Origin of the sequence: Donghicola mangrovi (assembly GCF_013377535.1) — a bacterium.
GTDB lineage: Bacteria > Pseudomonadota > Alphaproteobacteria > Rhodobacterales > Rhodobacteraceae > Donghicola > Donghicola mangrovi.
The window spans coordinates 32,936-57,605 of record NZ_JABCJE010000009.1 but is presented as its reverse complement, the minus strand read 5'-3'; the positions used below and the strand labels follow the sequence as shown (position 1 = coordinate 57,605).

The following is a 24,670-nucleotide window of genomic DNA, read 5'->3' as shown; positions in this document are numbered from 1 at the left end:
TTTGGTAAATCAGCGCTGCGCGTCGGCGAACACGCGGTCGATCATCGCTTGGGTGCCTTGCGAGAATTCCAGCGGTACCGGATAGGCAGACCGATCCCCGCCAATCGCCGCACAGAAATTCTCGACCTGCAGCTTGTAGTGCTGCGCGGCTGGGAAACGCTCCTCGCGGATCACCCCGCCCGAGCATTCCACCGTCAGCTTCGGCTCCCCGAACACCTGCGCATTGAACGGCGCGGTCAGGGCCAAAGTGCCCTTCTCTCCGTGGAATTCCATGCGCTGACGGTTCGCCATGCGGATCGAGTTGATCAGGGTAAACGTGATGTCCCCGAACCGCCCCGTGACATTGGCATAGGTGTCGATGCCATTCTCGAACTCGACATCGGCGCGCAGTTCGGTCGGCTCCTGCCCCGTTACAAACCGCGCCGAGCCATAGGTATAGACCCCGATGTCACGGATGCCGCCACCGCCGGTCTCGGCCTTGTTGCGGATGTTGCCGGTGTCGGTGCGGTTGTCGAATGTAAAGATCCCGTTCACATGTCGCAGCCGCCCGATCTCTCCGCTCTCGACGATCTCTTTGGCGCGCTGCCATTGGGGGTGGTGCAGGATCATGTAGGCCTCAGCTGCCATCAGACCGGTCTGGTCCCGCAGGGCGATGATCTTGTCAATCTCGGGGGCAGTCATGGCGATGGGCTTTTCGCACAGCACATGCTTGCCCGCCTTCAACGCTTTCAGCGCCCACTCCACATGCAGATGGTTCGGCAGCGGGATGTAGACCACGTCGATCTTGGGGTCGTGGATCAGCGCATCATAGCTTTCATAGACGCGGATATCCGGCGCGAACGCACGGAACGGTGCGGATTTGTCGTAGCTCGACGTGGCCAGACCCGCCAGACGCGCCCCGCTGGCCAGATGGATCGCCGGCCCCATGAACTCGCGCGCGAATTTGGCGGCCCCCAGAATGCCCCAGTTGTAGATTTTGGTCATGGTTCCCCCAAAGAAAAATCCCCCCGAGCCTAGGGCCCGAGGGGATTTTCTACAACTCTGTCAAAGGGTCAGATCGCCGGAAGCATACCCTTTTCGCGTGCAAGACTGGTCATCCGTTTCTGCAGCTTTTCAAAGGCGCGCACCTCGATCTGGCGGATGCGTTCGCGGCTGACGTCGTATTCGGCCGACAGGTCCTCGAGGGTTATGGTTTCCTCGCTCAGGCGGCGCTTGAACAGGATGTCTTTCTCGCGGTCGTTCAGGGCGTCCATGGCTTCGGCCAGCAGCTCGCGGCGCGCATCCATTTCGTCCTGAGCCTCATAGGCGGCCGCCTGGTTAGCGTCCTCATCCTCGAGCCAATCCTGCCATTGGGCACCGCCCTCGTCTTCGGAGCCAACGGTGGCGTTCAGCGATGCGTCCCCACCCGACAGGCGGCGGTTCATGCTAATTACGTCATCCTCGGTCACACCCAGATCATGGGCGATTTTCTGGACGTGTTCGGGGCGCAGGTCGCCCTCTTCCAAGGCACCGATGCGGGATTTGGCCTTGCGCAGGTTGAAGAACAGCTTCTTCTGCGCCGAGGTTGTCCCCAGCTTCACCATCGACCAACTGCGCAGGATGTATTCCTGAATGCTGGCGCGGATCCACCACATCGCATAGGTGGCCAGACGGAAGCCCTTTTCAGGGTCAAAGCGTTTGACCGCCTGCATCAGACCCACGTTCGCCTCCGAGATCACCTCGGCTTGGGGCAAACCGTATCCGCGGTAACCCATCGCAATTTTCGCGGCCAAGCGCAGGTGGCTGGTGACCATCTTGTGGGCCGCCTCCGTGTCTTGTTCCTCGACCCACCGCTTGGCCAGCATATACTCTTCTTCAGGCTCCAGCAGAGGGAACTTGCGTATCTCTTGCATGTAGCGCGACAGACCACCTTCGGGTGACGGCGCCGGCAGATTTGCATAGTTTGTCATTCGTCCCTCCTGAATGTAACAGGCTTTAACATGCAGCTAGGTAGCTGAACTTGGTTATTCAAGTCCCCAGCCTCGCTTAAGTTCCATATAAAATGAGAGACGAACGTCGCGATAGATGGATGATGGTGCACTCACGCACACGTGCGTGAGCTTCAAATCTACGTGCGCAGGGCCTCGAGCAAATCTTCCATGTCCTGCGGCAGCGGAGCCTCGAACACCATCTCTTCTTCGGTGACCGGATGGATGAAACCCAGAACCCGCGCGTGCAGCGCCTGACGGGGGAATTCGCCCGCAGCCTCGATCCCCTTAAGCGAAAGAGCCTTGGGAGACAGCTTGCGGCGGCCCCCATAGACGGGATCGCCGATCAGCGAATGGCCCGCGTGGGTCATGTGAACGCGGATCTGGTGGGTGCGGCCTGTCTCGAGCCAGCAGTCCACGAGGGTCGCACAGGGGGGCGTCCCAAATGTTTCAACGATGCGCGCACGGGTCACCGCATGACGCCCTTGGCTGAAACTTACCGCCTGCCGCTGGCGGTCGGTTTTGTGACGGCCAAGGAAAGAGGTGATCTTGATGATGTTCCCCAACTCGAAGCTGACACCCTTAACGCCCTTGAGTCGCGGCTCGTTGCTGTCGGGCACACCGTAAACCACGGCAGAGTAGACACGCTCGACGCTGTGATCTTCGAACTGCTCAGCCAGACCGTGATGGGCGCGGTCGGATTTGGCGACCACCAGCAGGCCACTGGTGTCCTTGTCGATGCGGTGGACGATGCCGGGGCGCTTCTCCCCTCCGATGCCGGACAGGCTATCGCCGCAATGATGCAGCAGCGCGTTGACCAGCGTTCCCGAAGGCGAGCCGGGCGCCGGGTGCACCACCATGCCCGCGGGCTTGTTCACCACGATCAGGTCGTCATCTTCGTAGATGATCTCCAGCGGGATATCCTCGGCCACGGTGTCCACTTCGGCGGCGGCCTCGATCTCGATGGTGATCTCGTCACCCTCGGCGACCTTGGTCTTGGGGTCCGTCAGAGCCTCGCCCCCGCGCATGACTTTGCCGTCCGCGATCAGACGGGCCAGACGGGTGCGCGACAGGGATGCCTCCTCTGGCACATCGCGCGCCAAAGCCTTATCCAGTCGGGGCGGCGGGTCCGCCGCGATGATGACACTAACCAAGGTCTCGCCCATGTCGCTTCCTTCTGACCAGATACCCCGTGACGCTGTTTTCCTGCGCCGCCTCGTGACGGCCTTGACGGTCGTCATGATGGGCGGGCTGATCGCCATCGCTGTGGTCATTGTGTTTCGGTTTCCGGACCCTACACCGGTGGTGCCAGAAAATCTGCCCCTGCCCGCCGGATCCACGATCAGCGCAGTTACACAAGGCAAGGGCTGGATTGCAATTGTTACCGACCAGCAGCAGATCCTGATTTTCAACACAGGCACAGGCAAACTGACCCAAACCGTGGAAATCAAAACCGCACAATAATTCATCATTGTAATTTATAATTACATGAATAAGCACAGGGATTGGGCAATTGAATGCCCGCCCCTGTTTGCGGCTCATATTTCGCCGCCGAACCGGCCCCAAATACACGGCTGACAAGTATCATTTCGATCTATATCGAAACTTTTACTAACAAATATCCCAAAACCTGCGACTAAATTCTGCGTCAATCCTGCAATCAGAATTGAGGAAATGGACAATATCGCCATTGTGCCTTGACTGGGAAACAGCCGCAAAGCTAATGCCTTAAGTGTTAATTTTCACACATAATTTGGCGGCCAAGACACACTTACATTTGGCCCCATCAAACAATTAGGTGAGAGACCATGGGCGGTGATTTAGCCAGTTACGACCGATCCCTGATCTTCGGGGTTTATTCAACAATCAACGTGATCGTTTTCATCAGTGGCGTCCTGATCTTTATGATGCAGGCCGGTTTCATGATGCTGGAAACGGGCGCGATGTCGCGGAAAAACGCGATCAATAACGTCTTCAAAAACTTCGTCGATGCCTGCGTTTGCGGCATCTTTTTTTACTGGTTCGGCTATCCGATCCTGAGCGGCGACTCGTGGATCATCGACTGGATGCGCGAGATGGGCTTCGCGCACACCACGCAGAACACCTCTCCTGGTCCGATCGTGACGCTGAACGATGATATCGCCCTATTCTTCCACTTTGCGTTTGCGGCAACCAGTGTGACCATCTGCTCCGGTGCGGTGACCGGACGTATCGCGCCCTATGCCTATCTCTTCTTCGGAGCGGTCTACTCGGCGCTGATTTATCCTTTGGTTGCGTTTACCGTTTGGAACCCCGACGGGATGCTCTATGGCGTGCTGCACGACTTTGCGGGCTCGCTCGTGGTGCACGGTGTGGGCGGTTTTGCCGGTCTGGCAGGCGCGATGATGCTGAAACCCCGAATCGGCGAATTTGGTTACGGCAAGGGACAGATCGATGCTTACCGGTTTGCGGGCTCTTCGATCAGCAACGCGTCGCACAACATCCCGCTCAGCGCGATGGGCGTGTTTTTCCTGTGGATCGGCTGGTACGGATTTAACGCGGGCAGCACCTTTGCTGGTGGTTTTGACCTGGCCTCGATCGATCTGAGCCAGACCCAGAACCAGCCCGACCTGATCGCGAACGCCATCTTCGAGCAGTTGATCGGCGGCTTCGGTCAAGTGGTGATCAACACCACCCTTGCCCCCTGCGCGGCGGTCTTTGCGGTGCTGGCGTTCTTTATCGTCACCCAGAACAAGTACAACATCTCGGACCTGATGAACGGCTCGCTGGCCGGTCTGGTGGCCATCACGGCCAACGCTGACGCTGCAACCGCGGCCCAAGCACTGCTGATCGGTGTGCTGGGTGGTGCGGTCTACGTTCTGGCGGTGATCTTCATGTTCAAGATCAAGGTCGACGATCCCGTGGGTGCCTTCCCCGTGCACGGCGCCGTGGGCCTGATGGCGGGCGGCATGTTCGCGATCACCACCGGAGACATCAACCTTGGGCCGACGGTCTTTGGCACCCAGATGTTCTACGGGGCGCTGATCTGTGCCTTCAGCTTCATCAGCGCCATCGTGACCTTCTGGATCGCCTCGCGCCTGATGTACGTCATCAAGAAGCTGGGACACTCGCAGTACTTCGATTACGGCCCGATGCCGCGCAACCACCTGCGCGTCACCCCCGAGCAGGAATTGGCCGGTATGGACATGGAAATCCACGGTCAGGACGCCTACTCGATCAACCTGACGGCCCCGGGCAAAGCCCGAAGCATCTGATCCCATCTCACCTGAAACACCTGACGCGTCGCCCTCAAAAGCGGCGCGTTTTCTTTTGGGCTGTCACATGAATTGCGTGAAAGAAGCCTATGCCAGAAAAAGAAAAAAGCGCCGCAATGGGCGCTTTTCTGCCTCACTTGAAGTGAGAGTGGTACCACCTCCCCGGCTCGAACGGGGGACCTCCTGATCCACAATCAGGCGCTCTAACCTACTGAGCTAAGGCGGCACTGGGGGTCATTTACCCCTAGCGAACGGGGATTGCAAGCAGCAGAATGACAAAAATTTAACAACGTATTGCCAAGGGCATGTGCAGCGTTTACCCGCCTTAAATAACAGGAAAACGGAGCCTCTCATGGGTATCAACACCGAACGCGACATCGAAGCCAGCCTGCAGATCGGCCCCACCGATCAGGGTATGATCCGTCTGTACATCGAAGCTGACGGCATCGAGATTCCCATGGATTTCACCCCCGAAGAGGCGGAAGAAATCGTCGAAGAAATTCAGGCGGCCATCCAGACCGCCAAGGACGTCGGCACCAAGCGCCGCTGATCCATCACAGACGCGGGTCGCGCAGCCCTTGCAGGCGCAGCGCGGCCGTGCGGGCGAAATCCCGGGTCAGAACCTTGCGCCGTGCGGCGGCAAGGGGCAGCGCCTCGGGCATGCGGATAATCTCGGCGTCATAGGCGTCGGCGATGATCAAGCCGGTCCCTTCGGGCAGCAGGTCCACGGGGAAATCCGCGTCAACGGCCCAGAAGAATCGCTCGCAATACGGCAGGTAGTTCTGCCATTTGGAATCGCTCTGGAAATCCGCGCGGCAGGATTTGCACTCGACGATCCACAGCTCTCCCTTCTTGCCCATCCCCATCACGTCGACGCGCAGGCCGCGGGCGGGGACGAACTCGTCCAGACAGGCAAAGCCAAGCTGCACCAGATGGCGGGCCACTCCGCGCGCAAGCAGCTGGCCGGGTTTGGGATCGACGGGGGACGTGGTCGGGATGATCTGCATGGGATCAATATGAACATACGGTGAACAAAATCAACCCCGCACCCCCCTTGCCGAAGCGGCCCCAGCGCATTACCTGTGGTCCGTGGCGGGTGCTGTCCCTCTCGTATGTCGGTTTCATTCCGGTGGCCTTAAGCAACTCCGAGGGAGCTGGCTCTGTTCTGGCCCTGGCCTGATTACCTGGCGCCCACCTGTAATAACAGGTCCTCGGGAATGCAAAAACCTAGACGGTCGCGTACGGGCCCGCCACACCTATCCCCCAAAACGGAACTGGCCTTCGGGCAATAAAAAAGGGGGCCCTGCCCCCGCCGCGCGATGCGCGCCTCCCCCGGGGTATTTCCCCAAGAAAGAGGCGCCGATGTTTTCCTAAATCAGAGGTGGCGACGGTTGGCGCGCACTTCGTCCGTGCGGACGGGAATGGGGACGTATTCGCGCACCAAGGCGTGCTGACGAGGACCGCGGGGGGTGTCGTCATCCTGACCCAAACGCATGATGGAGATGCCGAACTGCACGCCAGCAAACACGATGCCGTTGAACACCCAAAGCATCAGAACGGCCAATGCGCCGCCGCTGGAGTGGGTGACAAGGTGCCATAGGTTCGCAACATTCAGGTACAGCAGGGCGCTTACAAAAGCCGCCGACAGGCCAAAGCCAACGAAGACCTGAGTGATGTAGAGACGAACGAGTTTCGGCATGGACGTATCTCCTCCGGATTACAGGAGGAAGGTAGTACTGCCCTGTGGACATGTCCACCGGCACCTACGGGTATTTGGCGGAATAGTGCCGCCCAAGTGTTAAATAAAAGGAAAACGCAGGGTGGTGGACCCTGCGTTCTGTCAATTTGTCGCAGCTGATCGGGGGATCAGAAGGCCTCGGGGCAGAGTTCCCGTGCGATGTGGTCCAGAACACCGTTCACAAAGCCGGCCTCTTTACCTTCGGGAAAGAAAGCGCGGGCCACGTCAACGTATTCGGTGATGACCACTTTGGGCGGGGTGTCCTTGGCCTGAAGTTCAGAGCCAGCGGCGCGGAACAGCGCGCGCAGGGTGGTGTCGATCCGGCCCAGGGGCCACTTGGCCACCAGCGCGCGGTCGGTGCATTGGTCGATCAGCGCCTGCCACTTGACCGCCCCTTCGAGGATGTCACCGAACAGGGTGACATCGCCGTCGATCAGCTCTTCGCCGTCGATCTCGGCACCGAAGCGGATATCGAGGAACTCGGCCTTGACGCGGTCAAAGGACACACCGGTGATTTCCATCTGGTATAGCGCCTGAACGGCGTAAAGACGGGATGCCGAGCGCATCTTGCGTTTCTGGTTGCCGGACAGGGGTGCAGGTGTGGTCATCGGATCGTCAGCCTGTGGATGGGGTTAAGCGATGCGGTAGCTCTCGTCCTCGGAGGGCATGAAGCCAACGCCACGCTTTGAGCCGCCCCAGTTACGCGCCAATGCGATTAAATGCAAGGCCGCAGCGGCGGCTCCGCCACCTTTATTCTGGCCATGGGGATCAGCGCGGACTTCGGCCTGCTGCCGGTTTTCCACGGTCAGGATGCCGTTGCCGACACAGTGCCCCGACAGACCCAGCAGGGTGATCCCGCGCGAGCTGTCATTGCAGACGGTGTCGTAGTGGGTGGTCTCGCCGCGGATCACGCAGCCAAGGGCCACGTAACCGTCGTAGTTCGCCAGACGTCCGGCCATGCCGATGGCGGTCGGGATTTCCAGCGCGCCGGGGACCTCGACGGTCTCGTGGGTGCCGCCGACGGCCTCGATTTCGGCGCGGGCACCGGCGATCAGGTTGTCGGCGATATCCTTGTAATAGGGCGCGACGACGATCAGGATCTTGACCGGCTTGTCAAAGGTGGGGCGCTCCAGCGTGTAGTGCTGTTCGTTCGCAGCCATCAGTTTGCCTCCGGAATTTTGCGGGTGCCGGTGATTTCGAGGCCATATGCCTCGAGGCCGATCACTTTGGGTGTGGGCGAGTTGGTCAGCAGGGTCAGCTTGCTCAGGCCCAGATGGCTGAGGATTTGCGCCCCGAGGCCGTATTGGCGCAGGGTTTGCGGGCTGGTGGCACCGCCAAGCTGCATTTGCAGATCGCGCAGCAGGACCACGACGCCCCTGCCCTCGGCTGCGACCAGCTTCATGGCCGAGCTGAATTCAAAGGCACGGCCAGTGGGGCCTGTGCCAACCATATCCAGCATCGGGTCCAGCGTGTGCATACGGGTCAGAACCGGCTCTTCGCCCGAGATGTCGCCCTTGATCAGGGCGATGTGCTGTGCGCCCTGCGTGGTGTCGGTGTAGATGCGCATGGTCCAGTCACCGCCGAATTCCGAGGTGATGGTGCTCTCGCTCTCGACCTTGACGAGGTTGTCGTAGCGGCGGCGGTAGGCGATCAGATCGCTGATGGTTCCGATCTTCAGGCCGTGTTTCTGGGCAAAGGCCACCAGATCGGGCAGACGCGCCATGGAGCCATCTTCGTTCATGATCTCGCAGATCACGCCCGAGGGGTTCAGACCAGCCAGACGGGCCACGTCGGTCGCGGCCTCGGTATGGCCAGCGCGGACCAGAACGCCGCCGTCACGGGCGCGCAGCGGGAAGATGTGGCCGGGGGTGGCGATGTCGGCAGAGGTTTTGCTGGAATCAATCGCGACGGCCACGGTGCGGGCGCGGTCGTGGGCGGAAATGCCGGTGCTGACGCCTTCGCGGGCCTCGATCGACACGGTAAACGCGGTTTCGTGGCGAGAGGAATTCGTGGTTGCCATCAGGGGCAGACCCAGAGCGTCAATGCGGGCGCTGTTCAGGGTCAGGCAGATCAGGCCGCGCGCGTGGGTGGCCATAAAGTTGATGACCTCGGGGGTGCACATCTGCGCGGGAATGCAGACGTCGCCTTCGTTCTCGCGGTGTTCGTGGTCTACCAGAATGTACATGCGGCCGTTGCGAGCATCCTCGATCACTTCTTCGATCGGGGAAATGGCATCGCGCAGGTTCTCTTCGACGGGGCCGGGTGTTTCAAAACGACTGGTCTCGGACATTGCGTCTCTCCTTCATCGTGTACCGCCAGATACCCCGTGGATTGAGGGCGCACCACCCTGACTTGTGCGGGTGCGGCGCTGGGTCCCTGTGCGTGAATACACGTCTTTGGCGCTAGTCTTGTACCTTCGCGTGCCACAGGTCCATAGGCGATCCTGTTCGCGCCTCCATCCAGAGGATTTCCGACACCATCTCGCCTTGGAACATCGAGCAGACCTCGGGCTGACGGCGACGGCTGCGCACCCGGCTCAGGACCTCGGCGACGGCGCTTTGGCGGCTGCGGGCACGGAAGGGCAGGATTTCCTCGACCGCGCCGATATCCAGAAAGTCGCGGATGCGGTTCAGGGCGGCTAGGGGCTGCTGCACGGCCTCTTCGGCGATGATGATCAGGACGTTCTCGGGTCCGAACAGAATGTCCAGCGGCTCGATCATCTGGCGATAGCGGCTGCCTGTTGCATACCCAAAGAAGGGCGACTCGCCGTTGGCCAAACGCTCGGGCTCTTTCTGGAGGGCGGCGTCAAAATGGGGCTCTTGCTCTAGTCCGAGGTCCACGTTGTAGCGGTGGGCACTGACGGCGCGGGTCACGGGATTTTCCAGAACAAAGACGAACTTGGCGTTCGGGTTGTCCTTGAAGATGCGGCGCCCTGCCCCCGGCACCAGACTGTAGAGCGACGAGCCATCCCCGATCAGGCGGTCCCCTGCGGGCTTGAAGCACTTGAAGTAAGGCTCGGGCAGTTCCGTCACATCGGACAGGCGCGGATCGCTCTCCATGTCCAGATCGGTGTGCAGATCGGGCAGCGCGTAATACCCCAGTTCCCTGCGGGCAGGCATGAACACATCGCGGTGCTGGCTGAGCCAGCGCCACAGGTGTGTTGCCGAACGGCTCGGCGGGCCCATCAGGAAGAAGTCGGCGTGTCGCAAGGAAAATCCGGGGTCAAAAATGAAGGTCGCCCAATGCTGCCAAACCGACCCGCCGAATAAGAGAGAGTAAAAAGGATAATTACCCCTAACCTTTGAACTTCCAAAGTGCGGGCAGGAACCGGTAAGTACCCCCTTCGCGCAAGACGTGTCCGACTCCGGGGAACGGGAAGTGATATCCGACCACGGTGATACGATCCTCGGCGGCGCGATCCAGCAGGGTTTGGCGGGTGGCAACGGTCTGCGCCCCGTCCATGTCAAAGCCGTTGAACCAGTCGGGATGGGCAAAGTTGGTGTAGGCGTGGCTCATGGAATCGCCGAGCGCGATCATCTGCTGGCCGCCGCTTTCTACATGCACGGACATGTGGCCGGGGGTGTGACCGGGGGTGGCGATCATGGTCACGCCGGGGCAAATCTCCTGACCGTCCTGAACCAGCGTCCAATCGGCGCCCTCTACGTTCAGCGAATTGACCGCCCCCACCACGAACTGCTGCATCTCGGTCGGAGAGCTGGCCGCCAAACCGTCTTGCAGCCAGAAGTCATGCTCGGCCGCGCCGATAAAGTATTGGGCGTCGGGCAGGATCGCCTCGTCAAATTCATCGCGGATGCCCCAGATGTGGTCGGGGTGCGCGTGGGTGATGATGACGTGGGTGATGGTCGCCGGATCAATGCCCGCGCTTTCCAGATTGGTCATCAGGCGGCCAGCGGTCTGCAGGAACCGGTCGCCAGAGCCCACATCCACCAACACCCTCGCCTCGCCGATGTCGATGACGATGTGGTTGGTGTGGGACAGGCTGGTGTCGGTGGGCAGGTAGTGCGCGGCCAGAAAGGCCTGAACCTCGGCGGGGTCAGCGTTCACGCCCAAACCACTGGCGGGGGTCACCAGAAAACCGTCTGAAATCACGGTGATCTGCGCGTCCCCAAGACCAAAGCGGAAATGGCTGGGGTTGTCCCCTGCGGGGGCCGTGATCATCGCCGGTGCGGTGCTGGCGGGCAAAGCAAAGGCGGGGGCCATCGCGGACAGCTTGAGCAGCTCGCGGCGGCTGGGTTTGAAGTGAGACATGGTTTCCTCCCTGTTCGGGAGGAATGCTAGCGCAGTCGCGCCGGATCACACAATGGAATATGAATGTATGAAGGTATCAATCCCACTCGCGCAGGCGCGCCACATAGCGGGCCAGCGTGTCGATCTCGAGGTTGATGCGCTGACCAACCGCGACGCCGCCCCAAGTGGTCACCTGTTTGGTGTGGGGGATGAAGTTGATGCCGAAATCGCAGCCGTTCACCTCGTTCACCGTTAGCGAGGTGCCGTTCAGCGCGACCGAGCCCTTGGGCGCGATGTATTTCGCCAGTGCCTCGGGGGCGCGCAGGGTGACGCGGGTGCTGTCGCCTTCGTCCAGAACGGCGACCACTTCGGCAACGCCATCCACGTGACCCGAAACGATGTGGCCCCCCAGCTCGTCGCCGACTTTCAGCGCACGCTCTAGGTTGATGCGCTTGTCCACGGCCCAATCCCCGATGTTGGTCTTGGAGATGCTTTCGGCGCTGATTTGCACGTCGAACCAGTTCGGGCCCTTTTCGATAACGGTCAGGCAGCAGCCATCGCACGCGATCGAGGCCCCCAGATCCACCGTTTCCATGTCGTAGACCGTTTCGATTCGGGCGCGCAGATCCCCGCGCTGCTCCAGTTCCGCGATACGGCCGATATCGGTGATGATGCCTGTGAACATGTTGGACCTCCGTCTTTCTAGGCCGAGGTAGACCTTTGCCCGTGTTTTCTCAAGCTTCGTGCAGAATTTCTTCTTATTTTTGCCGCCAGTCTCCCATAGAAAGGTCAGCGTTTAGTACGTTACAAGTTTTTATGAACCAGTTACCCGAACCTGACCGCACCTTCCTGTTCTTGCAGGGGCCTCACGGGCCGTTCTTTGCCCGTTTGGCAGAGATGCTGTGCCATGCCGGTGCCAAGGTCTTGCGCGTGGGGTTCAACGCGGGAGACGCCGCGTTCTGGCGCGATCAGGAGACCTATATTCCCTTTGACCGGCCTCAGGACGATTGGCCCGCCTTTTTCACCGCGCTGATTGCCGAGCGGTCCGTGACCGACATTGTGCTTTATGGGGACGTGCGGCGCATCCATTCGGACGCCATCAGGATTGCCCGTGATCGCGGCATCACCGTGCATGTCTTCGAAGAAGGGTACATGCGCCCTTACTGGATCACTTACGAACGGGGCGGCAGCAACGGCAATTCGCGCCTGATGGACATGACCGTCCCGCAAATGCGCAAGGCGCTGGCGGGGATCGACCAAGACGCCCCCCTGCCCCCAGCCAAATGGGGGGACATGCGCCAGCACGTGTTTTACGGCGCGCTCTATCATTGGCACGTCATGTTCCGGAACGGCCGATACCAGAGCTTCCGGCCCCACCGCGATATCTCGGTCACGCAGGAATTCCGGCTGTACCTGCGCCGGTTGCTCTTGATGCCCGCCCAATGGTTCGAGCGTGTTCTGGCCACCGCCCGCGTGCGGCGCGGCGGGTTCCCCTATCATGTGGTGCTGCTACAGTTGGCCCATGACAGCAGCTTTCAGGCGCATTCGTCGTTCGGCACCATGCGGGACTTTCTGGAAACCGTGATCGACGGCTTTGCCAAGGGCGCGCCCCGCCACCACCATCTGGTCTTCAAGGCCCACCCGCTGGAAGATGGCCGCGTTCCCGTGCGATCCGACATCCGCGAGCTGGCCCAGAAATATGGCGTCAAGGGACGGGTCCATTACTTGCGCGGGGGCAAGCTGGCCGCCCTGCTGAATGACGCCAGAAGCGCCGTGACCGTGAACTCGACCGCCGCGCAGCAGGTGCTGTGGCGGGGGATGGCGCTGCGGGTCTTTGGCCGTGCGGTCTATGACAAGCCCGAGTTTGTCAGCACCCAGCCCCTGCCCGAATTCTATGCGCAGCCCTCGCGTCCTGATCTACGCGCCTACAAGGATTATCGCCGCTATCTTCTTGAAACCTCTCAGGTCGGGGGTGGCTTCTACTCGGCGCAGGGGCGGCGGCAGGTTCTACGTCAGGTTGTTGATATGATGCTGATGGAAGAAGACCCTTATGACGCGCTGGCACATGGAACCGCGGCACCTCGGCAACATCTGCGGGTCGTGCAGTAATTGTCCACTCGCGTTGTGCTAGCTTTTTGGAAGTTTTTACGATAGCTTACCCAAAAAACTAAGGCAGAATAATAGGTCGGGGAGACCTGAGCAGTGAAATACACATCGTCGCGCCTGTTGCGTGGGGCCTTGTTGGCCGCAATGACTATTGGTCTGACCGCATGCGGATTGCCCCGTTCCGGTCCCTCCAAAAACGAGATTTTCGAAGGCTCCGTCATGCGCAGTGGCGACGCCTTTGTTGTTAACGTGAACTCCCGCGTGACCCGTGCCACTTCGGTAACGCCCGCGCTGGGTTTCACTGATGCCTTTGTGAATGCTGGGGTTGTCGGATCCGACACCATCCGCGCAGGCGACACGCTGGGTCTGACGATCTGGGAAAACGTGGATGACGGCCTGCTGTCGGGGTCCCAAGGCAACGCGACCACCCTTCAAGAGGTGCAGGTTGACGGCGACGGCTTTATCTTTGTGCCCTATGCGGGCCGGATCAAAGCGGCTGGCAACACCCCCGAGGCGATCCGCCGAATCATCACCAACCAGCTCGAAGAGCAGACCCCCGACCCGCAGGTCGAAGTCCGCCGACTGGCCGGTGACGGTGCCGCTGTTTCCGTAATCGGATCAGTGGGCGGCCAAGGCCTCTATCCGATCGAGCGTCCCAGCCGCACCCTGTCGGGCATGTTGGCCCGCGCTGGCGGCATCACCATCGAGCCCGAAATTGCCCAGATCACCGTGGTCCGTGGCAACCAGCAAGGCCAAGTGTGGTTCGAGGACATCTTTGACGACACCCGTCTGGACATCGCCCTGCGCAACGGTGACCGCGTTCTGGTAAAGCAGGACACCCGCAGCTTTACCGCGCTGGGGGCCACCGGCAACCAGACCCGCGTGCCGTTCGAAAGCCAGACCATCTCCGCGATCGAAGCCATCGCCACCGTGGGCGGCTTGCAAACCAACGCAGCCGACCCGACTGGCGTCTTCGTCTTCCGCAACGAGCCCGCCGAAGTGGCGAACGCCGTTCTGGGCCGTGGCGATCTGGTCGGCGATCAGCGTCTGGTCTATGTGCTAAACCTGACCGAACCCACCGGAATGTTCGAAGCCCGCGACTTTGCCATCCGTGACGAGGACACCCTCTACGTCACCGAAGCGCCCTTCGTTCGTTGGAACAAAACCATCAGCGCGCTGCTGGGTAGCTTGAACACCGTGAACTCTGTTGCAGGAGCGGCCTCCGGTCTCGGTGGCTAAGGCTCTTTGACAGTCGAACGCACAAATACCACCGCCGGCGGCCCAGGGCCCCGGCGGTGTTTTGCTTCTAGCCTGACGATGATGGCCGATGCCCGCATCCGCCGTATTCTGACCTTGGCAGGGCATAGGCCGCACATTGGCTGGCCCACCGGCGCGGATGCGGTGCTGGTCTGGGGTGCAGGCAAGACCGCCGCACGAGGCGCTAAGATGGCCGCCAGCACGGGTGCCCGCCAGATCTGGGTCGAAGATGCCTTTCTGCGGTCGATCCGGCCGGGCCGCGCTGGCGATCCGCCGCTGGGGCTGTTGATCGACGAACGGGGCCTGCATTTCGACCCTGCGCAGCCGTCCTCGCTGGAGTTGCTGCTGGCCCGCCATCCGCTGGACGACACAGCCCTTCTGGACCGTGCGCGGGTGTGCATTGCCCGAATGCGCGCCCTGCACCTGTCCAAGTACAACGCCTACGACCCCGAGGTCCCCGCCCCGCCCGCCGGCTATGTGCTGGTGGTGGATCAGGTGGCGGGCGATGCCTCGGTCAGTGCGTCCAAGGGCAACCGCAACCGCTTTCTGGAGATGCTGTGGGACGCGGTCGAGGAAAACCCCGGCCAGCGCATCCTGATCCGCACCCACCCCGAGACCGCCGCAGGCCACCGCGCGGGCCATTACCGCCCCGAGGACGCCACCGACCGCATCACCCTATGCGATGCCGAACTCAGCCCGTGGCACCTGCTAGAGGGCGCGACGGCGGTCTATACCCTGTCTTCGCAACTGGGGTTCGAGGCTATCTTGGCGGGGCATCGGCCCCATGTGTACGGGCAGCCGTTTTATGCGGGTTGGGGCCTGACTCAGGACCGGATGCCCCTGACCCGCCGCCAGCGCAACCTGACGCCGGCGCAGCTTTTTGCCGCCGCGATGATGCTGTACCCCACGTGGTACGACCCCTACTCGGACAGCCTGTGCGAGCTGGAGCGCGTGATTGACACCCTAGAGGCCGAGACCCGCGCGTGGCGGGATGACCGTGCGGGCTGGGTTGCCTCGGGGATGCGGCTGTGGAAGCGCAGCACTTTGGCGCGGTTCTATGGCCACGGAGAGGGCGTGCGTTTTGCCGATGACGTGGACCGCGCCGTTGAGCTGTCCGAGGATACAGGCCGCAAATGGATGGCTTGGGCGGGCAAGACCGATCCTGACTGGCAGCTGACGCGGGTCGAGGACGGGTTCCTGCGATCGCGTGGACTGGGGGCGGAACTGGTGCCGCCCTTGTCTTTGGTCGCGGACAGTCGGGGGATTTACTATGACCCCACACAGAAAAGCGACCTAGAGGTTATTCTGAACAACTCCACGGGGTTGCGCGCCGATCAGCGGGATCGTGCGGCGCGGCTGATCCGGTCGCTGACCGATCTGGGGCTTAGCAAATACAACCTTTCCGGCGCGGTGCCAGGGCTGCCGTCGGGGCCGCTGATATTGGTCCCCGGTCAGGTCGAGGATGACGCCTCGATCCGCCTTGGCGCGGGCGAAGAGCGCACCAATCTGGCGCTGCTGCGCCGTGTCAGGGCCGAAAATCCCGAGGCCACGATCCTGTACAAACCCCATCCGGATGTCGAGGCTGGCCTGCGCCAAGGGGCCATTGCCCCCGCTGATCTGGCGGGGCTGGCCGATATGGTCCTGGACCGCGCCGATCCGGTTGCCCTGCTGGGGCGGGTCGATCAGGTGTGGACCATGACCTCGACCCTCGGGTTCGAGGCGCTGATCAGGGGCGTGCCTGTCACCGTGCTGGGGGCGCCGTTCTACGCCGGTTGGGGGCTGACCCGCGATCTGGGGCCGGTGCCCTCGCGCCGCCGTGCCCGCCTGACGATCGAGGAATTGGTGCACGGCACCCTGATTGCCTATCCGCGCTATTTCGATCCGGTATCTGGCCGCCCCTGCCCCGTGGAAATCGCCGTGCAGCGACTGGCCGAAGGGCATGCGCCCAAAGGTGGCGCGCACCTGCGCCTCTTGGCCAAAGCCCAAGGATTACTGGCGAATTACGCGCATCTGTGGCGCTGATCAGGCCCGCAGCCAGCGGTGCAGAACGTCCGGCCCGATTGCCCGCGTTTCCACCAAGCGAAAGCGCGGCGCCTCGGCCAAGGCACCCAGTCCCATCGCGCCGATCGCCGGTTGCCCTTCGGCCCCCAGCGCCATTCCGGCGGTGTAGCCGACCAGTTCATCCACCACATCGGACAGCAAGAGAGACGCGGCCAAGGTGCCTCCGCCCTCGCAAAACACGCGGGTCAGGCCAGCGGCGCCAAGGCCCTGAAGCACGCTGCGCACATCGACCTGACGGCCGTCGAGGGCGCATTCGATCAGGGTCGCCCCTTGGGTCAGCCAAGGCGCGGTCACGTCCTCGGGCAGATTGGGGCCGTGGCACAGGATCAGGGGCACATCGGGGATGCTGTCCCACAGGCGGCCTGCGCGGGGCAGATCCAGCTTGCGAGACACGATCACGCGGGTCGGTTGTCTGCTGACACCCATGTCGCGGACGGTCAGCAGCGGGTCATCGGCGCGGGCGGTGCCGCCGCCGACCATCACCGCGTCATTGCGCATCCGAAGGCCGTGCACGTGATGGCGCGCGGCGGGGCCGGTGATCCACTTGCTCTCGCCCGAGGCGGTGGCGATCCGGCCGTCGAAACTGCTGGCCAATTTCAGGGTCACGCGGGGGCGACCATCGGCCAAGCGCATGAAAAAGCCCGACAAATCGGCTAGGGCTTCGGCCTCCATGAGGCCGGTCTGCACCTCGATCCCGGCGGCGCGCAGACGGGCGATGCCCTGCCCCGCAACACGGGGGTCGGTGTCGGTGGCCGCGATGACAACGCGGGCCACGCGGGCCTTGATCAGGGCGTCGGCGCAGGGGGGCGTCTTGCCGAAATGGGCGCAGGGTTCGAGCGTGACATAGGCGGTTGCGCCTGCGGCGGCGTCACCGGCTTGGGCCAGCGCGACGACCTCGGCATGGGGGCGACCGCCGGGCTGGGTCCAGCCACGGCCCACGATATTGCCACCGCGGACCAGCACGCAGCCGACCGCAGGGTTGGGCCAAGCGTTGCCCATACCGCGGCGCCCCAGAGACAGGGCGAGCGCCATAAAGCGCTGGTCTAAAAGGTCGCGGGTCACTCGGTGGGCTGAACTGGTCGCAGCTCGCTGACGAATTTATCGAAGTCGTCAGCCGCTTGGAAGTTCTTGTAAACGCTCGCAAAACGCACGTAGGCGACGGTGTCGATGCGGGCCAGAGCCTCCATCACGATCTCGCCGATCATCTTGGACGGGATGTCGGTTTCGCCAAGGCTTTCGAGCCTGCGTACGATGCCGGAAATCATCTGATCCAGACGTTCGGGCTCTACCGGGCGCTTCTGGGCTGCGATGCGGATCGAGCGTTCCAGCTTGTCCCGGTCAAAGTCTTCGCGGCGGCCCGAGGTTTTTACCACCACCAGATCGCGCAGTTGCACGCGTTCATAAGTGGTAAACCGCCCGCTGCACGACGGGCAGAAGCGGCGACGACGGATCGCGACGTGATCCTCGGCGGGACGGGAGTCCTTGACCTGTGTGTCGACACTTCCACAAAACGGGCAGCGCATGGGCAATTTCCTTTGTTCGAGACCGGTGCAATTGGGGGCGCCGCCCCAGTTATCCACAGGCACTATAGGACCACCTCTACAATTTGGGTAGAGGTTTCTTCATGCCCCTAGATAGTGAAATTAACCTTGGATCAGCTTGGCCACGACCTCTCGGCGGTGGGGGCGATCGCGGTGCTCGAACAGGTAGATGCCCTGCCATGTGCCCAGGGCAAGACGCCCGCCAATTACCGGAATCGTCAATGAAATCGGAAGGATAGCAGCCTTGATATGGGCAGGCATATCATCGGGCCCCTCGTAGGTGTGAGTCAGATAGGACATGGACGGATCGGTTGACGGGGGCACCAGCCGAGCAAAGTAATTCAGCAGGTCCACTTTCACTTCGGGGTCCGCGTTTTCCTGGATCAGGAGACTGGCCGAGGTGTGGCGGATGAACAGCGTCAGCAGCCCGTCGCCCCGCACCCAATCGGCCACGTCCCGCGTGAATTCATAGATCCCCTGCCCGCGGGTCGAGATGGTAAACGTGGTGTGCATAGCCTGCCCCCGAACGAAAAATGCCGATGCCAGACGTTACCGCGGCCCGCGGCGCCGGTCACGCCCCAAGCCCATGATTTCACTGAAAATCCCTATGCCAGCTTCCGTATGGTTCGCGTATGGCTTGCGTACTGACGTTGGCAAAGGGGATCAGACGCCGCTCTTGGCGTCCGCGACAAGCTTAGTCGATGGTACTGAACCGTACCTTTTCGCGGATCTTCGCACCGTTTCCGTATTCCCCGACGATCTTGTAGGGATACGATTCATTTCCAGTCGGCAGCACCTGGAAACACGCACCAGTCCATTTGTTTGCACGCGTGGTGCACAGCTTGAGACCCTCATAGCTTTTGATCTGGACGTTCTCGTGCAATGTCGAGCCCGCGACCGTGCCGAAAGCGTTCCACCGGACATCGTCGCTGGCGGTTTGCAGGATCACCCCTTTGCCACGTTGGTTCAACCACGCAATGGCTGAAGCCCCATTGGCTGCGGCCGATGCGCGAACCGCCATAATGTCGACCGGAACAGCCGCTTCGGGTTTCTCCGTTTGGGCACACCCCATCAGGCCCAATGCGGAGACCAGAACCAAATTCTTTACCATAACACTCTCCAACACACTGAAATTGCGCTCGTATTTGCGATTTCAGATTACAAGATGTCAACGGTGAGTTACCCGACCCGATACCCCGGATCAGGGATCAGCCTTACGATCCACGGGGTCCCGTGGCTGCGGGATCAGATGCCGCTCTTGGCGTCCGCGACCAGCTTGGCCTTGGCGGCGGGGGACAGTGTGATCATGTCCGCCGTCCGCTCGGCTGGCGTTTTCATCGCGGGCTCGATCGGTTGGTCAGGCTTCTTTCCAGCAGATTGCTGAAGGGCCGCAAGGCCCCCCGAGGCTGAGACTTCCATCCGAACTCCTCCCTGATTTTGAGATGGCAGAGGCGCGGACAGGCCTGATCGGCCCCCCGCCCCATCAGGAATACGGCACGGGGGGTGCCCGATTTAGATCAGGCCTGATGATTGGCTCAGAAGGGGCGCCCGAGGGGCCCGTTAACCCGCCTTGGGGGTCAGCCGCAGGATTTGTGGGCGGCCAATTTGGCCTGTGCCTGCGGTGACAGGGACACCGTGTCGGTGGCGGGCGGGGCCTTGGCGGCGGGGGCCTCTTGGGCGGGGGCGGGCTGGCTGCTGGCGGCGGCCATCTGGGCGGCCATCGCGCCGCCGGTAGACGAGACGTTCATTGCGGCTCCTTGTTCGGGTTGCGGGGGTCGGGGGCGCAAGGCCCCTCCCCGAGCCCAACGGAGCGTTTCGGAAAAAGATAAGGAATTTGTGCGCTGGAACGGCAAAGGGCACCCCATGGGGTGCCCTTCTTTGGTGGCGCATTGTGACGTTAACCGGCGGCCTTCTGGGCTGCCAGTTGCTCCTTGGCCTTCGGCGACAACAGGACGGAGTCGGTCGAAGAGGGCGCTGTCTTCTGCTCTAGCGCTTCTTGCGCCCCTTGGCTTGTGGAGGCCCCCGCGTAAGCGGCGGTCACAAGACTTGTGGACGAAACGTTCATGTGTGTTCCCTGTTATGAGTTGCACAATCGCGAGGGGGTTTCCCCCCGCCCCCTAAGGAACGGCGGCAGGGGACCCCGTCTGAGCAGGTGCAGCATCAAAGCCCGAGTTATACAGGGTTATACACAAGAAAAACGGGGACCGGTTTCCCGATCCCCGCGTATTCGTTTTTTGGTGCCCGACCTTACTGGTCGAGGAAGCTGCGCAGCTTGCGCGACCGCGAGGGGTGCTTGAGCTTGCGCAGGGCTTTCGCTTCGATCTGGCGGATACGTTCGCGGGTCACGCTGAACTGCTGACCGACCTCTTCGAGGGTGTGGTCGGTGTTCATGCCGATGCCGAAACGCATACGCAGAACGCGCTCTTCACGCGGGGTGAGCGAGGCCAGAACGCGGGTCGTGGTTTCGCGCAGGTTGTCCTGAATGGCACTGTCGAGGGGCAGAAGCGCGTTCTTGTCCTCGATGAAATCGCCGAGCTGGCTGTCCTCTTCGTCGCCGATGGGCGTTTCCAAGGAGATCGGCTCTTTGGCGATCTTCATGACCTTGCGGACCTTCTCCAGAGGCATCTGGAGCTTTTCTGCCAGTTCCTCGGGGGTGGGTTCGCGGCCGATTTCGTGCAGCATCTGACGGCCGGTGCGGACCAGCTTGTTGATGGTCTCGATCATGTGGACAGGGATACGGATGGTCCGTGCCTGATCCGCGATCGAACGGGTGATCGCCTGACGGATCCACCATGTCGCATAGGTCGAGAACTTGTAACCGCGGCGGTATTCGAACTTGTCCACGGCCTTCATCAGGCCGATGTTGCCTTCCTGAATGAGGTCGAGGAACTGCAGACCACGGTTCGTGTACTTCTTCGCGATCGAGATCACGAGGCGCAGGTTGGCCTCGACCATCTCTTTCTTGGCCTGACGGGCTTCTTTTTCGCCCTTCTGAACCTGCTGCACGATGCGGCGGAATTCGGTGATCTCGAGGCCCACATAGGTGCCGACCTGCGCCATGTCGTTGCGCAGCTCTTCGATCTTGTCCGAGGAGCGCTCGATCAGGGCCTGCCAGCCGCGACCGCCCTTTTCGCCCATCCTTTCCAGCCAGTTGGGGTCCAATTCGTTGTCACGGTATTCGTCGATGAACTCGCGGCGGTTGATGCGGGCCTGGTCGGCCAGTTTCACCATCGCGGAGTCGATCGCCATGACGCGGCGGTTGATGCCGTAGAGCTGGTCGATCAGGGCTTCGATACGGTTGTTGTGCAGGTGAAGCTGGTTCACCAGAATAACGATTTCCGACCGCAGCTGCTGGTAGGTCGCCTCTTCGGCGTCCGAGAAGCTTTCGTCCTCGTTCAGGGTGGCGCTGATGCGCAGGTCCTGCATTTCTGCCAGACGCTCGAAGTCGTCCGCGATCTGGTCCAGCGTTTCCAGAACGCGGGGCTTCAGCGCGGCTTCCATCGCGGCCAGCGACATGTTGGCCTGTTCGTCGTCCTCGTCATCCTCGTCGCTGCTGATGGGGTTGCCATCGGCGTCGTACTCGGGCTCGTCCGAGCCGCCACGACGGGGCGCGCCTCCCTCGGCAGAGGCAACGCCCGCGCCCAGCACGGATTCGACATCGTCATCCTCTTCGCCGCCGGAACGGCCAAAGGTCGCCTCAAGGTCGATCACATCGCGCAGCAGAATGTCTTCGGACAGAAGTTCGTCGCGCCAGATGGTGATCGCCTGGAACGTCAGCGGGCTTTCGCACAGGCCCGCGATCATGGTGTTGCGGCCAGCCTCGATCCGTTTCGCGATCGCGATTTCGCCCTCGCGCGACAGCAGCTCGACGCTGCCCATCTCGCGCAGGTACATGCGGACGGGGTCGTCCGTGCGATCCAACTTCTCTTTCTCGGCACCGGCAAGAGCGACGGCACCGCCAGCCTCTTTGGTGACAAGCTCGGTCGAGCCCTGCTCTTCTTCTTCGCCTTCTTCGTCCTCGATCACGTTGATGCCCATTTCGGACAGCATCGACATGACGTCTTCGATCTGTTCGGACGAGACCTGATCGGGCGGCAGAACCTGATTGAGCTGATCGTAAGTGATGTAGCCCCGTTCCCGCGCCTCGGCGATCATTCTCTTGACCCGGGCCTGGCTCAGATCGAGCGAGACGTCCTGATCCTGTTCCTGATCGTCGGACTTACGGTCTTCGGTATCTTTGGCTGCCATGTGGTCTGTGCTCCTTGGCGGGCGTGATTCGCGGCGGTCGAAACGACTCAATATCTGATTCGCTTTGATTCGCGCACCTCTTGATCAGGGTTTTTCGCCCGTTTCCCCTTAACGTTCAATGTTTGGACGTGTTCCGTAGGCTTGCAAGCAGCCCATCAAGGGCTTCCCGCTCTTTTCGGTCCACGCGCAAGCCGTTGTCGGCCTTCTCGTATTCGGTTGTGTCCTCTTGCTGCGCACGGCTGGCACGGTCGAATGCCAGAGCGGCCTGATGAAGGCGGAAGGTCACCGCTTCGTCGGCGCTGCCGGACAGTTCTTCGGTTGCCTCTGCGATCTCGGCCAGACGGCCATGGGCAGCTTTGAGCTTCGCTGTCTCTTCCTTGAGGGTCAACGTCGCCGTCTCCAGATCACCCGCACGCCGCACTGAGGGGCATATCGTGATATGGCTCCGCCCCAGCAGGTTTTCAAGGAGCTCGGGCCCAACCATGGCCTCAAGTTCCAGCCGGAAGGCATTCGAGCGCCCGTTCATCATCAGAAGGGTGTCGCGCAGGATGCGGTGATCCTCGGACTGGCAGACCATGGCTTCGAGCAGGTCCATCGCCTCTTCCAGCACCAGCGGGGTCGAGATGATGGTCGCCAGAATGACGGCCTCTCGGAAGCTGATCTCGAAGTTTTCGTCCTGCACGAGGGGCGAGGTGATGGTGGTGCCCAACGGTTTCGCGGGCGCATTCCCCCACGGTTTGCGCCCGCCCTGACGGGGCTGCCAATTGTTCTGGCGCGGCTGCCAGTCGCGGGGGGCGTCGCTGCGGGGCGCATCGGGGCGCGTGCCGAACAGGGTCGCGCGCAGGTCCTTGATCGCGTGGCCGTAATGGGTGCGCAGGTCGGGGCTGCGGATCTGCTTGATCTCTTCGCGCAGGCGCTTGTCCAGCGCGGCCTTCCGCTCGGGGCTGTCGAAATTCTGGTCCTCGGTGGCGCGACGCCAGAGGATGTCGATCAGGGGCATGGCGCCGTCCAGCACCTCGGCCATGGCAGAGGGGCCCTTGGCCTTGATCAGGTCGTCGGGGTCCTGCCCCTCTGGCAGCAGACAGAAGCGCAGGGCTTTCTCGGCCTCCAAGAGCGGCAGCGCCACGTCCACCAAGCGGTAGGCGGCGCGCACACCGGCCTTGTCCCCATCAAGGGCGATCACCGGCTCGGGACTGATGCGCCACATCAGTTGCAGCTGCTCGGGCGTGATGGCGGTCCCCAGCGGGGCGACCGCCCCCTCGAACCCCGCCAGCGCCAGCGCGATCACGTCCATATACCCCTCGGCCACGATCAGGGTCTGGCCCTTGCCAACCGCTTCACGGGCGGGGCCGTGGTTATAGAGGCTGTTGCCCTTATCGAACAGCTCGGTCTCGGGGCCGTTCAGGTATTTGGCCTGTGCGTTCGGGTCCATCGCCCGCCCGCCAAAGGAAATGCAGCGCCCACGGGCGTCACGGATCGGGAACATGATGCGCCCACGGAACCGGTCATAGGGCCCCTTGCCCCGATCGGACTGGGCACAAAGGCCGGTGGCGATCATCAGATCATCCGCGATCCCCTTGCCCTTGAGGTGATTATACAGCGCATCCCAGCTATCGGGCGCAAAACCGATCTCGAACCGGTCCTGCCCCTTCATGCCAAGGCCCCGCCGATCCAGATAGGCCCGCGCCTCGGACGCCGCACCGGTCTTCAGCTGCATCCGGTAGAACCGGACGGCCTCTTCCATGACCTCGACCAGCACGCTGCGCCGGTCGGCCTTTTTCGCGGCCTGAGGATCACGGGCGGGCATCGGCATCCCGGCCTCGCGGGCCAGAATCTCGACCGCTTCCATGAAACCGACATTCTCGGTTTCCTGCACAAAGGTCAGCGCGTCCCCTTTGGCATGGCAGCCAAAGCAGTAATAAAACCCCTTGCGGTCATCCACATGAAAAGACGCGGATTTCTCCTGATGAAAGGGGCAAGACGCCCACCAGTCCCCCTTGGCGCGGTTGGACTTTTTCGACCACACGACCTTGCGCCCGACCACTTGGGACAGGCTCACACGGGTGCGCAGTTCATCGATAAAATTGGGGGGCAAACTCATTGCCCGAATATCGGCCCAGCCACAGCCGATGTCCAGCCCCCGAACGCAGGAACAGGCCCACCCTTTCGCGCGGACCTGCCCCCTTCTTCTTTGCAAAAATACTCACGGCACCACGCCCGCCACCGGGCCCGCCGCCGCAGAAAGGTGCG

At 61.9% G+C, this 24,670-nt stretch carries 26 protein-coding genes and 1 tRNA gene; 6 read left to right on the top strand and 21 right to left on the bottom strand.

Annotated elements, in window-relative coordinates; genetic code table 11:
• Nucleotides 1-9: 9 nt before the first annotated feature.
• From HJ536_RS15870 to HJ536_RS15860, 3 genes are all read right to left on the bottom strand, one after another.
• Nucleotides 10-984, bottom strand: coding sequence for a Gfo/Idh/MocA family protein (locus HJ536_RS15870; protein ID WP_177158458.1), 975 nt, complete (start codon nt 982-984; stop codon nt 10-12).
• Nucleotides 985-1,052: 68 nt separating this feature from the next.
• Nucleotides 1,053-1,949 (bottom strand): RNA polymerase sigma factor RpoH, encoded by an 897-nt coding sequence (gene rpoH / locus HJ536_RS15865; protein ID WP_176855753.1) that lies wholly within the window; start codon nt 1,947-1,949, stop codon nt 1,053-1,055.
• A 158-nt stretch (nt 1,950-2,107) separates the two neighbouring features.
• Nucleotides 2,108-3,133 (bottom strand): RluA family pseudouridine synthase, encoded by a 1,026-nt coding sequence (locus tag HJ536_RS15860; RefSeq protein WP_176855752.1) that lies wholly within the window; start codon nt 3,131-3,133, stop codon nt 2,108-2,110.
• Here HJ536_RS15860 and HJ536_RS15855 point away from each other — a divergent pair.
• Nucleotides 3,132-3,431, top strand: a complete 300-nt coding sequence (locus HJ536_RS15855) for a DUF6476 family protein (protein WP_176855751.1) — start codon at nt 3,132-3,134, stop codon at nt 3,429-3,431. The genes HJ536_RS15860 and HJ536_RS15855 overlap by 2 nt on opposite strands.
• 344 nt (nt 3,432-3,775) lie before the next feature.
• A complete protein-coding gene (locus HJ536_RS15850; RefSeq protein ID WP_177158457.1) occupies nt 3,776-5,221 on the top strand; it encodes an ammonium transporter in 1,446 nt (481 codons plus the stop codon).
• A 149-nt stretch (nt 5,222-5,370) separates the two neighbouring features.
• Here HJ536_RS15850 and HJ536_RS15845 read toward each other — a convergent pair.
• Nucleotides 5,371-5,447 (bottom strand) — tRNA-His (locus HJ536_RS15845).
• Nucleotides 5,448-5,573: 126 nt separating this feature from the next.
• On the opposite strand from HJ536_RS15845, the gene HJ536_RS15840 reads away from it, so the two are divergent.
• The gene (locus tag HJ536_RS15840) at nt 5,574-5,771 is read left to right on the top strand and encodes a DUF6324 family protein (RefSeq protein WP_176855749.1); all 198 of its coding nucleotides are present in this window, start codon (nt 5,574-5,576) and stop codon (nt 5,769-5,771) included.
• 4 nt (nt 5,772-5,775) lie between these two features.
• On the opposite strand, the gene HJ536_RS15835 is transcribed toward HJ536_RS15840, so the two are convergent.
• From HJ536_RS15835 to HJ536_RS15800, 8 genes are all read right to left on the bottom strand, one after another.
• Entirely contained in the window at nt 5,776-6,228 is a 453-nt protein-coding gene (locus tag HJ536_RS15835; RefSeq protein ID WP_177158456.1) for an MmcB family DNA repair protein, read from the bottom strand.
• A gap of 368 nt (nt 6,229-6,596) precedes the next feature.
• A complete protein-coding gene (locus HJ536_RS15830) occupies nt 6,597-6,920 on the bottom strand; it encodes a hypothetical protein (protein WP_177158455.1) in 324 nt (107 codons plus the stop codon).
• Nucleotides 6,921-7,087: 167 nt separating this feature from the next.
• Nucleotides 7,088-7,567 carry a transcription antitermination factor NusB gene (nusB, locus tag HJ536_RS15825; protein WP_176855746.1) on the bottom strand — a complete coding sequence of 160 codons (480 nt, stop codon included), beginning with the start codon at nt 7,565-7,567 and terminating at the stop codon, nt 7,088-7,090.
• A 24-nt stretch (nt 7,568-7,591) separates the two neighbouring features.
• Nucleotides 7,592-8,119 carry a 6,7-dimethyl-8-ribityllumazine synthase gene (locus HJ536_RS15820; protein ID WP_177158454.1) on the bottom strand — a complete coding sequence of 176 codons (528 nt, stop codon included), beginning with the start codon at nt 8,117-8,119 and terminating at the stop codon, nt 7,592-7,594.
• Complete coding sequence (gene ribB, locus HJ536_RS15815) at nt 8,119-9,249, bottom strand: 3,4-dihydroxy-2-butanone-4-phosphate synthase (RefSeq protein ID WP_177158453.1); 1,131 nt, start codon at nt 9,247-9,249, stop codon at nt 8,119-8,121. Before ribB ends, HJ536_RS15820 begins: the two co-directional genes overlap by 1 nt.
• 112 nt (nt 9,250-9,361) lie before the next feature.
• Nucleotides 9,362-10,168, bottom strand: coding sequence for a sulfotransferase family protein (locus HJ536_RS15810; protein ID WP_177158452.1), 807 nt, complete (start codon nt 10,166-10,168; stop codon nt 9,362-9,364).
• A gap of 85 nt (nt 10,169-10,253) precedes the next feature.
• Nucleotides 10,254-11,228: an MBL fold metallo-hydrolase gene (locus tag HJ536_RS15805; protein WP_177158451.1), complete on the bottom strand. Its 975-nt coding sequence runs from the start codon at nt 11,226-11,228 to the stop codon at nt 10,254-10,256.
• Between the two features lie 76 nt (nt 11,229-11,304).
• Complete coding sequence (locus HJ536_RS15800; RefSeq protein WP_177158450.1) at nt 11,305-11,892, bottom strand: riboflavin synthase; 588 nt, start codon at nt 11,890-11,892, stop codon at nt 11,305-11,307.
• A 131-nt stretch (nt 11,893-12,023) separates the two neighbouring features.
• Here HJ536_RS15800 and HJ536_RS15795 point away from each other — a divergent pair, with 131 nt between their 5' ends.
• The 3 genes from HJ536_RS15795 (at nt 12,024) to HJ536_RS15785 (ending at nt 16,592) form a co-directional block, all read left to right on the top strand.
• A complete protein-coding gene (locus HJ536_RS15795) occupies nt 12,024-13,316 on the top strand; it encodes a capsule biosynthesis protein (RefSeq protein ID WP_177158449.1) in 1,293 nt (430 codons plus the stop codon).
• 93 nt (nt 13,317-13,409) lie between these two features.
• Entirely contained in the window at nt 13,410-14,552 is a 1,143-nt protein-coding gene (locus HJ536_RS15790) for a polysaccharide biosynthesis/export family protein (protein ID WP_338082449.1), read from the top strand.
• Nucleotides 14,553-14,633: 81 nt separating this feature from the next.
• Nucleotides 14,634-16,592, top strand: a complete 1,959-nt coding sequence (locus HJ536_RS15785) for a capsular polysaccharide biosynthesis protein (RefSeq protein WP_228028753.1) — start codon at nt 14,634-14,636, stop codon at nt 16,590-16,592.
• Here HJ536_RS15785 and ribD read toward each other — a convergent pair whose 3' ends face one another.
• The 9 genes from ribD to dnaG form a co-directional block, all read right to left on the bottom strand.
• Nucleotides 16,593-17,663, bottom strand: a complete 1,071-nt coding sequence (ribD, locus tag HJ536_RS15780; RefSeq protein ID WP_177158447.1) for a bifunctional diaminohydroxyphosphoribosylaminopyrimidine deaminase/5-amino-6-(5-phosphoribosylamino)uracil reductase RibD — start codon at nt 17,661-17,663, stop codon at nt 16,593-16,595.
• Nucleotides 17,664-17,689: 26 nt separating this feature from the next.
• Nucleotides 17,690-18,154, bottom strand: a complete 465-nt coding sequence (gene nrdR / locus HJ536_RS15775) for a transcriptional regulator NrdR (RefSeq protein WP_176855738.1) — start codon at nt 18,152-18,154, stop codon at nt 17,690-17,692.
• Nucleotides 18,155-18,274: 120 nt separating this feature from the next.
• Nucleotides 18,275-18,685, bottom strand: a complete 411-nt coding sequence (locus HJ536_RS15770; protein WP_177158446.1) for a secondary thiamine-phosphate synthase enzyme YjbQ — start codon at nt 18,683-18,685, stop codon at nt 18,275-18,277.
• 181 nt (nt 18,686-18,866) lie between these two features.
• Nucleotides 18,867-19,283 carry a hypothetical protein gene (locus HJ536_RS15765; RefSeq protein WP_177158445.1) on the bottom strand — a complete coding sequence of 139 codons (417 nt, stop codon included), beginning with the start codon at nt 19,281-19,283 and terminating at the stop codon, nt 18,867-18,869.
• A gap of 134 nt (nt 19,284-19,417) precedes the next feature.
• Nucleotides 19,418-19,591, bottom strand: a complete 174-nt coding sequence (locus tag HJ536_RS15760) for a hypothetical protein (RefSeq protein WP_177158444.1) — start codon at nt 19,589-19,591, stop codon at nt 19,418-19,420.
• A 158-nt stretch (nt 19,592-19,749) separates the two neighbouring features.
• The gene (locus tag HJ536_RS15755) at nt 19,750-19,920 is read right to left on the bottom strand and encodes a hypothetical protein (RefSeq protein WP_177158443.1); all 171 of its coding nucleotides are present in this window, start codon (nt 19,918-19,920) and stop codon (nt 19,750-19,752) included.
• Nucleotides 19,921-20,069: 149 nt separating this feature from the next.
• Nucleotides 20,070-20,237 (bottom strand): hypothetical protein, encoded by a 168-nt coding sequence (locus HJ536_RS15750; protein WP_176855733.1) that lies wholly within the window; start codon nt 20,235-20,237, stop codon nt 20,070-20,072.
• 182 nt (nt 20,238-20,419) lie between these two features.
• A complete protein-coding gene (rpoD, locus tag HJ536_RS15745) occupies nt 20,420-22,420 on the bottom strand; it encodes an RNA polymerase sigma factor RpoD (protein ID WP_177158442.1) in 2,001 nt (666 codons plus the stop codon).
• A gap of 115 nt (nt 22,421-22,535) precedes the next feature.
• Nucleotides 22,536-24,521, bottom strand: a complete 1,986-nt coding sequence (dnaG, locus tag HJ536_RS15740; RefSeq protein ID WP_177158441.1) for a DNA primase — start codon at nt 24,519-24,521, stop codon at nt 22,536-22,538.
• Between the last annotated feature and the right edge of the window lie 149 nt (nt 24,522-24,670).